This window comes from Paenibacillus sp. J22P169, assembly GCF_059691995.1.
The window spans coordinates 113625-127082 of record NZ_JCAUAO010000006.1 but is presented as its reverse complement, the minus strand read 5'-3'; the positions used below and the strand labels follow the sequence as shown (position 1 = coordinate 127082).

Here is a 13458-nt window from a genome sequence, read left to right as displayed (position 1 = left end):
GGCTTTGGGACACCCTCTCTCTTTTATTTTAACTCCAACTCTAACTCCTCCAACGTGTACCGGTTGTCCCACAAAAAAACCATGTCATATGCTGTTGAGTCCTTCGAGACAAACCTAGCTGTAGCCGCAATGACACCGCCTATGATCGTTCCGAATCCAACAATCCATCCCATCAATGCAAACACTTGATCGATCATGTGCATTCACTCCTTTGAGGCGCGATGAACTCCTAATCTATCAATATGCGCGATGAATTTGAAACATGTGTGACATTTGAAAGCCTTCTCATCACGAGTATGGACATCGGAAATGTCGGGCTGGGATAGTTGCGTTTTAATTTTTTTCTCCGATTGACACGTTCAGAAGAGGGATGGTAAGATCACCCTGTAAGGATCGAATAGACATCTTTTGGAAAAGTTAACAGGCGCCTAACGTGCCCAAATCATAAACGCAAAGGGGGGTTTCACAATGGATATTATGGTTATTGCAGTTAACGCACATCATAAGCGGACATACGTCCAACCTAATTTCATAGATGGTAACCCGCTGGTTAGCCCGAGCGACTGCATACGCATGTTCGGCTGTTAGCACCCCTTCCTATACGTTAAGTTGTGAAGCGCGGGTTACGAAAAGTTCGTAACGAGCGCTTTTCTGTTTCATAGAAGGCATATCGCTGCGCGCGGTATGTCTTTTTGCGTCTTTAGGTGTCTATGCGCCATTTGAGAGGAGTGAAATCACACATGTTTTCGGTATTAAAGAAATTAGCTTGGTTTTTCAAAATGAACTGGAAACGCTACAGCCTCGCCATCGGGTTGCTGATCATCGTGGGAATTATCGATGTCATGCCGCCGAAGCTGATTGGTTATGCGATTGATGGGATACACATGGGTACATTAACCGGGTCCAAAATGGTTCAATTACTCGCTTTTTGGGGCGTGTTGATCATTGCTGGCTACGGTCTGTCATACGTATGGCTTTACCAGTTGTTCGGAGGCGCCTTCGTATTGGAGCGCGTACTTCGCTCGCGATTCATGCGACAGCTGCTGAAGATGACACCTACGTTCTACGAACGTAACCGCACGGGAGACCTTATGGCGAGAGCCACGAACGACCTGCAAGCGGTGTCGACGACAGCGGGCTTTGGGATTTTGACTTTCGTGGATTCCACGCTGTTCATGTTAACAATCCTTAGTATGATGGGCTTCTTCATTAGCTGGAAGCTGACGCTTGCTTCCATTTTGCCTCTGCCAATTATGGCCGTAGCCATTACGATTTATGGAGGGCGCATCCACGAGAGATTTATTCTCGCACAGGATGCTTTTGGGCAAATGAATGACCGTGTGCTGGAAACCATTGCAGGTGTTCGGGTTATCCGGGCTTTTGTGCAGGAGAAGGCGAGTGAACACAATTTCGCGACGATGACGGACGACGTTTATCGTAAAAATATCGCCGTAGCAGTCATTGACGCTCTTTTTGAACCAACGGTCAAAATTCTAGTCGGCATTTCGTACCTGATCGGACTTTGTTACGGAGGCTATCTCGTGTTCCACAGTGAGCTAACGCTCGGAGAGCTAGTGTCCTTCAATACCTTCCTGGGTATGTTGATCTGGCCAATGTTTGCGATTGGTGAGCTCATGAACATTATGCAGCGCGGGAATGCCTCCTTAGATCGTGTTAACGAAACCCTTGGCTACAAGCCAGATGTCAAAGAAGTGCCGAATGCTGCGACACAGCTGAAGCCGGATTCTATCCATTTTGAAAAAGTAACCTTCCGTTATCCGTCCTCATCCATTGATAATTTGGTTAACATGACGTTTCGCTTAGAACGCGGACAGACGCTCGGGATCGTCGGCCGAACAGGCAGCGGTAAAACAACCCTGCTGAAGCAGCTGCTTCGCGAGTATCCTGTCGGTCAAGGCGCGATCACGATCACGGATACGCCAATCGAACAAATCGCAATCGATACGCTGCATGGTTGGATCGGATATGTGCCACAGGAGCCGATTCTGTTCTCCAAAAGCGTCCGCGAAAACATCATGTTCGGCAAGGGGCAGGGCACCGAAGAAGAGCTGATGCGTGCGCTTGATTTGGCCGCCTTCCGCAAGGACGTTGAGTTCCTGCCGGAAGGTCTGCAGACACTCGTCGGGGAAAAAGGCGTCGCCTTATCCGGAGGTCAGAAGCAGCGCGTGTCCATTGCGCGGGCGTTATACGTCGATCCGGAGATTCTCCTACTCGACGATGCTCTCTCTGCGGTCGATGCAAAGACGGAAGCCGAGATCATTCGAGGCATTCGCTCCGAGCGGGCTGGCAAAACGACCCTGATCACCACGCACCGACTTTCCGCCGTGCAGCATGCCGATTGGATTGTTGTGCTGGATGAGGGCTACATCATCGAAGAAGGCACGCATGAACAGCTTCTTGCGCTTGGCGGCTGGTATAAAGAGCAGTATGACCGGCAGCAGCTGGAAGAACAGACAGTTGAATAATATAGACGACTTGGCGATTCAAAACCTTAGATAAATAGAAACAAAAGAAAAGTAGGTGAGACTCCTGATGAAAGAAACGAAACAAGCGAAACAAACGAAATCGACCAAACAAACCGGGAAGCGGTTGTTCCAATACGCATCAAAATTTAAGCAAACCTTGCTCATTGCCTTGGTATTTTTATCCTTGGCTGTCGCGACCGAGCTGGCGGGACCGTTCATTGCGAAGCATATGATCGATACGCACATTCTTGGCATCGAGAAGCCGTGGTACGAGACGCAGTCGGCGACGAAGAGTGAGAAGTCCGTAGCGTTCGAACAGACTTTCTACAAGCGGAGTGATAACTTCGTGGAAGGCGAGCCGAAGGGGAAAGAGGTTCGTATTTTACAAGTGGGGGGCAAGTTCGTCTGGTTAGATCAGGCACTCCCTTGGGATGGTGTACGCAAGCTCACGGATGATGGCAAGCTGCTCGTCACACAAGATGGGAAGCAAGCCGAATACGTGGTGAAGCGGCTGAGCGTACAGGAGTTGTACGACTTTTATAAACCGCAATGGGCGGATTTAATGACGCTGGCGGGGTTCTATGTGATCTTAATTTTCGTGGGAGCCGGTTTTACGTATGGGCAGAAGTTCTTGCTTCAATCTGCGGCGAATCGCATCATTCAGCGCATGCGCAGGGACGTGTTCGCTCAAATCCAGCGACTCCCTATCAATTATTTTGATAATCAGCCTGCGGGCAAAATTGTTTCACGCATCACGAATGACACCGAATCCGTTCGGGATCTGTATGTGCAGGTGTTGGCGAACTTTTTTACGGGTACGATCTACATCGTTGGGATTATCGCCGCTATTTTCATACTAGACTACCGTTTGGCTCTCTTCACATTGCCGATTATTCCGCTGCTGGTGGCTTGGATTATCGTCTATCGCAAGTACGCTTCCACGATCAATCACGAAATTCGGGAGCGCATTAGCGCGATCAACGGTATGATCAATGAGGCAATTCAAGGGATGACGATCATTCGAGCTTTTCGCCGGCAAAAGGAAACGACCGAAGAATTTGAAATTCTGAACGAGGAATATACACGGTACCAAAATAAGCTGCTCAGCCTGAACTCCTTAACCTCTCATAATCTGATGAACGTGGTGCGGAACTTGTTCTTTTTCGGCTTGATCTGGTACGTGGGCGGCAGTTCGCTGAATACGTTGATTACCGTTGGTGTGCTCTACGCTTTCGTCGATTACCTCAACCGGATGTTCCATCCGATGGTAGGTATCGTGAATCAGCTGCCGAACTTGGAGCGAGCACTCGTGTCAGCTGACCGCGTGTTCGAGCTGTTGGATGAAGAAGGAATTGACGTTGTCGCTGAAAAAAATGACCGCTACAAAGGCCACGTGAGCTTCGAGCACGTTCGCTTCGCCTACAAAGAAGGGGAGGATGTGCTGAAAGACATCTCCTTCGAGGCTAAACAAGGGCAAACCGTTGCACTGGTAGGGCATACCGGGTCAGGCAAAAGCTCGATCCTGAACCTACTGTTCCGCTTCTATGAGGTCAGCGAAGGCCGCATCACGGTGGATGGCCGTGATATCCGCGAGCTATCGAAGCAGCAGCTTCGTCAGCACATGGGTATCGTGCTGCAGGATCCGTTCCTGTTCACGGGGACGATTGCGTCCAATGTCTCCCTGGACGATCCGTCCATCACCCGGGAACGGGTGGAGGCAGCGCTGCGCGAGGTTGGCGCAGCGGAAATGCTTGGTGCGCTGCCGCATGGCCTCGATGAGCCTGTCATCGAGAAGGGCAGCACGCTGTCTGCTGGGCAGCGGCAGCTGATCTCCTTTGCCCGGGCGCTGGCGTTCGACCCGGCGATCTTGATCCTCGATGAGGCGACGGCCTCCATCGACACGGAGACCGAGGCCATCATTCAGGCCGCGCTCGATGTGTTAAAGAAGGGGCGGACCACCTTCATCATTGCCCACAGGCTGTCGACGATTCGCAGCGCCGACCTTATTCTTGTCCTCGACCACGGCGAGATCGTCGAGCGTGGCACGCATGAGGAGCTCATGGGGCTCCTAGGGCGGTACTACCAGATGTACCAGCTGCAGGCTGGACATCCGGAAATTGCTGCGGCTGCAGAGGAGGCCAGCGTGCCGAGCAAGCTGTAGACGGTCGCTTGGGTGTAAGGACTCGGTCTCGAGTCGTGGACGAAACTCGACAAAAGGCTAACGACTCCGACTTTCCAATATGCTACAATGAGAGCAAATTGATACTTGTGTGAAGTGGAGGAGAGTTTATGCGTTCAGATACAATTCGTCTGCTTAACCTGTTGCAGCTGCTATCCGAGATAGCAATTGCAGTGGGGTATGTACTTGGTTTAATCCCATTTGTGTATGCATGGTCATGCGCGTGGGTCATCCCGTTGGTTTTCGTCAATCTGGTATTTGCGATTCTCACGGGCAATGGGACTACGCTGAAAACCATCATCAACATTGCATTGGCATTCCTAAGTCTCATTCCTTTGCTCGGTTACCTATTCCGCTTTGGTGGAATTGTTGTGTCAGGCCTTAATATGAGAGAGCTGTCCAAGAGACGTAATCACTAAGAAGCAGTAAAAAACGGATGGCGCCGAACTGGCGCTCATCCGTTTTTTTGTGATATGACCTGACCACTGATCGCTTACTTTGAAGGAATGGCTGCTGCAGTGTCCTGGTGGAATTCGTGAAGTAGCTATAGGCTGTTAGAAGCTACACGGCCTCGTTTCGACCGCTTCTCTGTCCGCACGGCGTGCAATCCTGAATCCTGGAATAGCTGTAAAACCTACAGCTAATTTCATCCAATTAGGCTGTAATGTTGCATTAGATGGATTTCCTCCAGCTAAATTTGCCCAAACGGCCGCTTTGGATGAAAAGCTTTGGAATTAGCTGTAGGAAATCCAGTTATTCGATGAATGTGAATGTATTCGCCTGGATTAGCTGTATAAAATCCAGTTAGTTGCGTGGCAGAGGGTCAAGGAGCTTCGGTTTCGAGAGTGGAGTTTGTGTAGTTGAATGGCGCGACGCTACTGGCAAGTTTGTTGTAAAGGCCGAAGGTGCGACGTTGCAGGTGAGCTCAATGTAAAAGTTGATGGTATGCCGCTGCAGATTAGCTTGTTGAAAAGTAGAATAGTGTGACGTAACAGGTTGGGTCGATGTAAGGGGTGAAAGGTGCGACGCTGCAGGTGAGCTCAATGTAAAAATCGTTGGTATGCCGCTGTAGATTAGCTTGTTGAAAAGTAGAATAGTGTGACGTAGCGGGTAGGTTCGAAGTAAGGGGTGAAAGGTGCGACGTTGCAGGTGAGCTTAATGTAAAAGTTGATGGTATGCCGCTGTAGATTAGCTTGTTGAAAAGTAGAATAGTGTGACGTAACAGGTAGGTTCGAAGTAAGGGGTGAAAGGTGCGTCGTTGCAGGTGAGCTCAATGTAACATGGACCTTGAGCGGGGGCAATCATAAGCCCCACTCTCTGTCGGCACGGCGTGCAATCCTGAAATAGCTGTAAAACCTACAGCTAATTTCATCTAATTTGGCTCTAAATGAACATTAGATGGATTTCCTACAGCTAAATTTGCCCAAACTGCCGATTTGGAAGAAAACCCTTGAAATTAGCTGTAGGAAATCCAGTTATTCAATGAATGTGAAGATATTCGCCTGGATTAGCTGCATAAAATCCAGTTAATTGCCGCGAGGGGGCCGAGGTTGCCGGCTGCGGCCGGGTAAGGCGGTCTGGCATCTAATATGCCAACCCCACGCGGCTGCCCACATACATGTCTTCCACCGCGACGCGGTAGGTGAACGCCGCGGTGTCGCCGACGGAGATGGACGTGCCGCCATCCGGCAAGAAATCGCGCTCCGCGCGGAACTGACCCTGCGCCTCGCCGTCGGGCAAATACGTTGGACACACGACGGTCCAGCGCAGGCCTGACGCAGCGAGCAGCGCCCACGCCTGGCGGTGCTCCTCAGCTGCGCGGGTCGAGGAGCGCCGCGTGTCCGGCGCTTCAAAGCGCAGCAGCCCCGGATGCTCCCGGCTCTGCAGGATGCCGGCTGTGCCGACGGTGACCACGCGGCTCGCGCCGGCAGCTTTCATCGCCCCGATAAGCAGGGGCGTCGCATCGGTTAGCACCGTGCCACCATCGGTGCCAAGACAGCTCACGACGACGTCTACGCCGCTCATGGCGCGTTCCAGATCCGCTGCGGAACAAGCATCACCTTGCAGCAAGGTGAGTCGATCGGATCGCAGGTCTACTTTTTCAATATTTCGTACGACTGCGGTTACCTCATGACCATCTTGCAAAGCTTGTTCTAGTATACGCCGCCCTACGCGGCCCGTTGCTCCTAATAGTAGAAAGTGCATCATCGTACTCCTTCGGTATGTAATCTGTTCACTAGTATAACAAACAACACGTAAGAAGTAGAAAACCCCGTCCACCGTTTAGGTGCGAGGGGGTTGATTTATATTCTGGACGTATACGATTACAGCTTAGCTACGAATGTAAAGGAGATCGCACGTGTAAATAGAGTTGGGTTGTAGACGGTAATAACATAAACGGTGTCGGTTTGGTTGTAGAAGCTAGTTGCATAAGCGGGCAAGGAGTTTTGATTGGAGATAAAAAATCCGCCACTTACCGGTTTGTAAGCCCCACCTCGGAACGTGAAGGTAAAATAAGTGTTCGGTGAAATGGTACGATTGAAAAAGAAACGTTGGAACCCGTTGCCTAAATCGGTTTTACGATTCGCTTGCTGAGGTGTGGAAACAGCTTTAACGATTCTTGCTTTTTTTGCGCTCATTGGTCATCCCCTCCTTCTATTCTAATAGATGCTAGATTAAGAGAGTCTGCGTGGATGAATCTACCAGTCCATTCATATCATTTTTTGATAGAGAGATATCGAAGATGCTCTGGCGTTCCTTGGACTGTTTGCAAGGGCAACTTGAACCGCCGCCTCGAATCCAGCATAATAGAAGGTATTGAATTCAAATGAAGACGGGATAGAAGGGAATTTCGCGGGCATGAGAATTAATAAGTTTATTAGTGAAACCGGCGTGTGTTCCAGACGTGAGGCGGACAAGTGGGTCGAAGCACGGCGTGTGACGATCAATGGTGAAATTGCTGGATTGGGTAGTGTAGTAGGTCCGGGCGATGAAGTAAAGGTGGATGGTCGAGCGATCGGAGAGAAGAAAGAGCATGTCTACATTGCTCTTAACAAGCCTGTAGGGATAACCAGCACAACGGAAGCGCATATTCGAGGGAATATCGTGGATTTCGTGGGGCATTCGGAGCGTATTTTTCCTATCGGCAGATTGGATAAGGACTCGGAGGGGCTCATCCTGCTGACGAATAATGGGGATATTGTGAATCAGATTCTCCGTGCAGAGAACAACCATGACAAAGAATATATTGTAACGGTGAATCGCCCGATTACGCAGATGTTTCTACGGGGAATGGCAAGCGGCGTCCGTATTCTGGGGACAATGACGAAGCCTTGTGAAATTATTCAAGTGAATGAACGGGTATTTCGCATCATTCTAACGCAAGGTCTGAATCGCCAAATCCGCAGAATGTGCGAAGCGTTCGGATATCGTGTGGTGCGTCTCCAGCGTGTTCGCATTATGCATATTCATTTGGGTACTTTGAAGGTAGGCAAATGGCGGGATTTAACGCAAGGCGAGCTGAAGGATTTAATGCAGACTCTCAGTCAAGAGAATGCTAAATCTGAGCGGTAATTACATAAAAGTCGTATCCAATAACACATGCAGGACAATTCGTTTAACGAATGTTCGAGCATGTGTTTTTTATTTCCTTGGATGCATGATCGGGTTTGAAGCAAGTCATTATTTATTTGAAATTTATGGAGCGCTTTCGCAACCTTTTTCCAGAATTAACCGTCAAGTTATATATAGCAGTTGGACACGTCCAAGCAGCTGCCCGACATGTGGATCCACATGTTGTATGGAGAACACTAAGGAGGAAGATGACTTTGAAATTATTAAAACAAGCAAGCACGATGGTACTCGCTTCGACATTGTTGCTTACAGTTGCCCCGACTGGGGTATGGGCGGAATTTGCAACTGGTTCAGGTGCGGCGACCCCCATATCATCCCCTGCCTTCCCAGGGCAAGTCGATACGTCGTCACTCGATGCCAAAATTACCAAAGAACAAGCGCTAGAACACGCGAAAGCTTACATAACATTGCCCACTGACTATACATTCCAGTCGATTAGTTTAAATGCGTATTACGGGATGAACGGCCAAAATATCCCGACCTGGAACATCAGCTATGCGAAAAAGGTGAAAGATCGTTTCTACGGCTCCGCGAATATCTCCATCAACGGTCTGGACGGAACGTTAACTTCCTACTCGATGAATGACAATGATCCTGAAAACAAGCCATCGTATCCGCCTAAGGTGGATTTTCAAGCTGCGAAGGAGCTGGCTGCTGCATTCGTTGCCAAAGTAAATCCAACGAAACAGAAAGAGCTTCTGTACAATGACTCGGTAGAGAATGCGTTCCGTACCCCGCTTGACGGCAATTATCAGTATAATATCCGCTATGATCGATCCGTAGGGGGAATTCCCTTCTCAGGCAATGGGCTGAATGTCAACGTCAATGGTGACGGTCAGGTTACGAGCTATTGGTACAATTGGGACGATAATGTGATTTTCGACCAGACGAGCACACCGATTTCGAAGGAGAAGGCTGTCCAGCAATTCCGTGAGAAGACGGAGCTTTCCTTGCAGTATCAAATCCCTTATAACACCCAAGGGAAGCGAATTCCGATTATTGCATACTTAATGAACGGTTTTGCTTTGGATGCTGCGACGGGAGAGGTCTGGAACGCACTTCCTAATGTAAGCGGAGGCAATAAGCCTTTAACAGATAAACCGTTGGGTTCGAATCCGTCAGTTACCTTGAATTTGACGAAGGAAGAAGCGGTTAAGAAGATCGTATCGACGTTTAGCCTGTCCTCTGACTATAAGCTGCAAGAAGCGAATTATAATGAATCGAAAAACCCTGAAACAGGCGAGACATCCTCGAGCTGGAATATGAGCTGGACGAAGTCGACGACGGATACTGCAGCAAGTGGGAAAATGATTGCAGGAAATAACATTTGGGCAACAGTGAACAGTAAAACCGGAGCAATTACTAATTTCAACTTCTACGTACCTTATAGCAATGAAAATGACAAGCCGATCGAGGGCAAAATCTCATTGGATGATGCGATTGCGAAAAGCACGGACTTCGTCAAAGCGCAGCTACCTGCTTCAACGGATCAGCTTGTACTGAACGTTCAGAAAGACTTCTCCGAGGACATGCTGAAGCAGATGCGTACTTGGGAAGTTAGTTACAAACGTGTGATTGACGGTGTTGCTGTAGGCAATGAAGAGGTGCGGGTAAGCATCGACCGTGTAACAGGTGGCATCTCCAACTATTATGTATCCCTTAGCGATGTAGCGTATCCTGCTCAAAAGCCTGAGGTTATTTCGGTCGATAAGGCAAAGGATCTGTGGCTGGCGCAGTTCGATGTGAAGCTTGGCTTCGTATTGGAGAACAACGGATACTACGGCCCTATGCCAATTGAGAAATACCGCGTGATGATGGCTGCAGGAGAGCTTCCTATGTCAGCGGCGGCGAATGCCAAAGGGGAAACGAAAGCGAAGCTCGTATATTCCCTTATTTCCAAAAATCCGAATCGCGATAGCTTCCTTCTAGATGCCCAGTCCGGTCAATGGCGCAGTGCGCAATCTGGCGAGGTCATCTCTTTGGATAAGGTCATCGTGAGTGATATTGATAAGCACTGGGCACAAAATGAACTTCAACTGATGCTTGATTATCAAGCACTGGATGTGAAAGACGGCAAAGTGAATCCTGATCAAACAATTAAGCGCGGTGAGTTGGTCAAAATGCTTGTCATCGCTATGAACGGTGGCAACGGCGGCATCTATTATGGAGCTGATCGGGCTGCTTCCTTCGCTGATGTGAGCAATGGTTCCAAATATTTTGCCTATGTTGAAAATGCGGTTGATCGCGGACTGCTTGATGTGGGGAAAGAGTTCAATCCGGAAGCTACGATGGATCGTGAAGCGATGGCGCAATTGATCGTGAAAGCGCTGGGGTATCACAGTCTAACGAAGTTTGACGGTGTATTTAATAGCCAATTCGCAGATGCTGGGAAGCTGGCGAACTTGGGCGATGCCGCGATTGTTGTTGGACTGAATATTATGTCACTCAACGATGGTTACTTTGCGCCACAGGAAGAAGTGACGAAGGCACAGGCAGCGAGTGCGTTCTACCGTTTCTTGCAAAAGAGATCGGAACTGCAGGAGAAGCCGCGGTATTACTATTAATTTATCGTGAGTCCCATAAGTGAAACGACAAAAGACCTCTCAATTCAACATTGAGAGGTCTTTATTCAGCCGTTTAGGCATTTGTGGCAAGCGAGCTAATCTCTTTTGAAAAGTAAGCAGCACAACTGACGATAATGCGCCTTCATGTGCTCTTTCGTATAGGCTTTCTCGTTTTTAATATGAAAATAGCCAATCGGCGAGATGGAACAAATGATCGTATGGGCTGCAAAATCTGGATCCGCTTGCTGATCTAGTTTGGGGCCAAGGCATTCGAGAATAAGCTCCGACAATTTATCGCGGATGAAGTGGTAGATAGGGGATAGGAAGAAGTTGCCGCGGCCATCCTCGCAGTTCAAATCAATCTTGGTGGACATGGCAACGATTAGTTCGGCTTTTTCTTCAATTTCATCAATCCATAGCTCCAAAATACCCGTTAGTCGATCAATAGGTGCGGCATGGTTATGTTTGTCGAGGTACATCATAATTTCATTTATAAATTGCTTCCCATAATGTTGAAGGACATCGAAGCAAAGGTCACCTTTATGCGCATATCTGCGATAGAGAGTTGCCTGTCCAATGCCCGCTGTTTTGGCAATTTGATGCATGCTGACCGATTGAACGCCATAATCATGAAAGAGTTGTTTGGCGGTTTGGAGTATTAATTGGCGATTTTCCATGGCGTCCTTGCGTTCATGACGAATGGACATCTGTAACCACCTCGTTAGATGTGAATTTATTATGTTCGTATTGACAAAGAAACGAAATTTCTGTTAGCATCATGAATGTAAACGGACAGCTGTCCGTTTGCAACAGAAGGTATTGATGTTCGTGTATGTCTGCCACTATTGTATTGTACAGGGTATACTATATGCGGTCAACGATAGACAAGAGAGAGTAATTAATCGGATGGAGGGATTACATGTCTTCACAAGCAACATCGAAAGAAACAGAAGCCCCGTTTTCAATGCGCAGCATCTTGGGGCCGCTGGTAGCGATTGTAGTAGGTATTTTCATGGTTATTTTGGACGGAACTGCAGTAAACGTTGCGCTTCCTAAGCTGCAAGAAGAATTCAATTTGTTGAATTTATCACTTGTACAATGGACGGTCATTGGTTATGCATTGGCACAAGCCGCGGTTATTCCGTTGGCAGGCTGGTTATCGGATCGTTTCGGAGCCAAGAAAATTTTCCTAATTTCCGTAGGTCTCTTCACAATTGGCTCAGGCCTTTGTGCACTAGCGAACTCGGTTGAAATGTTGATTGCTTTCCGCGTTATTCAAGGTTTAGGCGGCGGTGTCGTTGTGCCGATTGCCATGGCATTCATTTATCGTTTGTCTCCACCAGGTAAAGTAGGGGCTGTAATGGGGATGATGGGTATTCCAATCCTACTGGGTCCAGCTCTTGGTCCTGTCGTTGCAGGTTGGTTAGTTGAGTATCACAGCTGGCAGTGGATTTTCCTTATTAATCTGCCTATCGGTGTTATCGGTATTATCTTAGGTATTCGTACATTGCCAAATATGCAGCGTCAGAGCGTTGCTTCCTTAGATTTGCTGGGTATGCTGTTAGGACCTCTAGCTTTCGCGGCACTTGTTTATGGTGTTTCCAACGGGGGTATTGATCCAATAACGGGGAAATCTACATGGACTGATGCAGATACGCTGATCGGCTCTGGTGTTGGTGTAGTAGCACTTATCCTATTCATTATTGTTGAATTGAAACAGAAGAATCCACTCTTGGAGCTTCGTGTCTTCCGTTCTGGTAACTTCACTAAGGGGATTATCGTGCAATGGATTTCACAAATCGCGATGTTCGGAACGATGTTCCTTGTCCCTCTATTCTTACAGCAAGCACATGGATACAGCCCATTGAAAACGGGATTAATCATGCTTCCGCAAGCTTTGGCTTCCGGGTTGTTCATGCCAATCGGCGGTAAGCTGTCCGACCGTTTCGGTGCTCGTCCGCTCGTTATTGCGGGTATGGTTCTTACAACGATTTCGGCATTATTACTTTCCAATATTTCTGGTGATTCAGGAATTGGTACGGTTATGCTGCCGCTTACGCTTCTAGGAGCGGGTATGGGACTATTCATGATGCCGTTGAATAACCACTTGATTCAATCAGCGCCACAGAATTTGGTTGGTCGTGTAACGTCATTGACGAACGCGGCACAGCAAGTTATGATGTCCTTCGCTATTGCGATCTTGATGACAATTTTCAGTACGAAATTTAAGGATTTGATGGTTGAGTCAGGCGCACAAAAGCCAGATGTAGGCTTATACGCGTCCGCATTCGGTCATACATTCCTTATTCTACTCGGTATTGCGATTGTTGGCGGTCTGCTTGGTTTAATGCTGCAGAAGCCTAAGAAAGTGGAAGGCCAGTCCGATAATACGGCTGAAATTCCGATGATGGTTGGTCATTAATCGATAAGCTTGGACGTATAAAGGAGCCGCTCCTCAAGGTCAATTGACTTCGAGGGGCGGCTTTTGCTTGTTAAGCTTGCTGCCAACGATATTTGCGTACAGAACGCACCACATATGTTACAATACATGTTAAAACTTTATGGAAGCTTCAACAAAGAAAGGGTGTTTGAGAAG

Annotated in this window: 10 protein-coding genes; 6 read left to right on the top strand and 4 right to left on the bottom strand. The window is 48.3% G+C overall.

Annotated features, from left to right (window positions below; all coding sequences use genetic code 11):
- Positions 1 to 23: 23 nt before the first annotated feature.
- On the bottom strand, positions 24 to 197 hold the full coding sequence (locus AC58QG_RS24785; RefSeq protein WP_497364780.1) for a hypothetical protein: 174 nt from the start codon (positions 195 to 197) through the stop codon (positions 24 to 26).
- A gap of 543 nt (positions 198 to 740) precedes the next feature.
- Between AC58QG_RS24785 and AC58QG_RS24780 the strand changes: the two genes are divergently transcribed.
- The 3 genes from AC58QG_RS24780 to AC58QG_RS24770 all read left to right on the top strand — a co-directional run bounded on the left by AC58QG_RS24780 (position 741) and on the right by AC58QG_RS24770 (position 5084).
- Positions 741 to 2486: an ABC transporter ATP-binding protein gene (locus tag AC58QG_RS24780; protein WP_497364779.1), complete on the top strand. Its 1746-nt coding sequence runs from the start codon at positions 741 to 743 to the stop codon at positions 2484 to 2486.
- 67 nt (positions 2487 to 2553) lie between these two features.
- Positions 2554 to 4647, top strand: coding sequence for an ABC transporter ATP-binding protein (locus AC58QG_RS24775; protein WP_497364979.1), 2094 nt, complete (start codon positions 2554 to 2556; stop codon positions 4645 to 4647).
- A 128-nt stretch (positions 4648 to 4775) separates the two neighbouring features.
- On the top strand, positions 4776 to 5084 hold the full coding sequence (locus AC58QG_RS24770; protein WP_497364778.1) for a hypothetical protein: 309 nt from the start codon (positions 4776 to 4778) through the stop codon (positions 5082 to 5084).
- Positions 5085 to 6249: 1165 nt separating this feature from the next.
- Here the strand turns inward: AC58QG_RS24770 and AC58QG_RS24765 are convergent.
- Positions 6250 to 6870, bottom strand: a complete 621-nt coding sequence (locus AC58QG_RS24765; RefSeq protein ID WP_497364978.1) for an NAD(P)-dependent oxidoreductase — start codon at positions 6868 to 6870, stop codon at positions 6250 to 6252.
- Between the two features lie 119 nt (positions 6871 to 6989).
- Complete coding sequence (locus tag AC58QG_RS24760) at positions 6990 to 7304, bottom strand: hypothetical protein (RefSeq protein ID WP_497364777.1); 315 nt, start codon at positions 7302 to 7304, stop codon at positions 6990 to 6992.
- 220 nt (positions 7305 to 7524) lie between these two features.
- Between AC58QG_RS24760 and rluF the strand changes: the two genes are divergently transcribed.
- Together rluF and AC58QG_RS24750 are read left to right on the top strand one after the other, a co-directional pair.
- Entirely contained in the window at positions 7525 to 8238 is a 714-nt protein-coding gene (gene rluF, locus AC58QG_RS24755) for a 23S rRNA pseudouridine(2604) synthase RluF (RefSeq protein WP_497287212.1), read from the top strand.
- Positions 8239 to 8492: 254 nt separating this feature from the next.
- Positions 8493 to 10862: a YcdB/YcdC domain-containing protein gene (locus AC58QG_RS24750; protein WP_497364776.1), complete on the top strand. Its 2370-nt coding sequence runs from the start codon at positions 8493 to 8495 to the stop codon at positions 10860 to 10862.
- A 95-nt stretch (positions 10863 to 10957) separates the two neighbouring features.
- On the opposite strand, the gene AC58QG_RS24745 is transcribed toward AC58QG_RS24750, so the two are convergent.
- Complete coding sequence (locus AC58QG_RS24745) at positions 10958 to 11569, bottom strand: TetR/AcrR family transcriptional regulator (RefSeq protein ID WP_497364775.1); 612 nt, start codon at positions 11567 to 11569, stop codon at positions 10958 to 10960.
- Positions 11570 to 11781: 212 nt separating this feature from the next.
- Here AC58QG_RS24745 and AC58QG_RS24740 point away from each other — a divergent pair, with 212 nt between their 5' ends.
- Positions 11782 to 13284, top strand: coding sequence for an MDR family MFS transporter (locus AC58QG_RS24740; RefSeq protein WP_497364774.1), 1503 nt, complete (start codon positions 11782 to 11784; stop codon positions 13282 to 13284).
- Positions 13285 to 13458 lie beyond the last annotated feature (174 nt).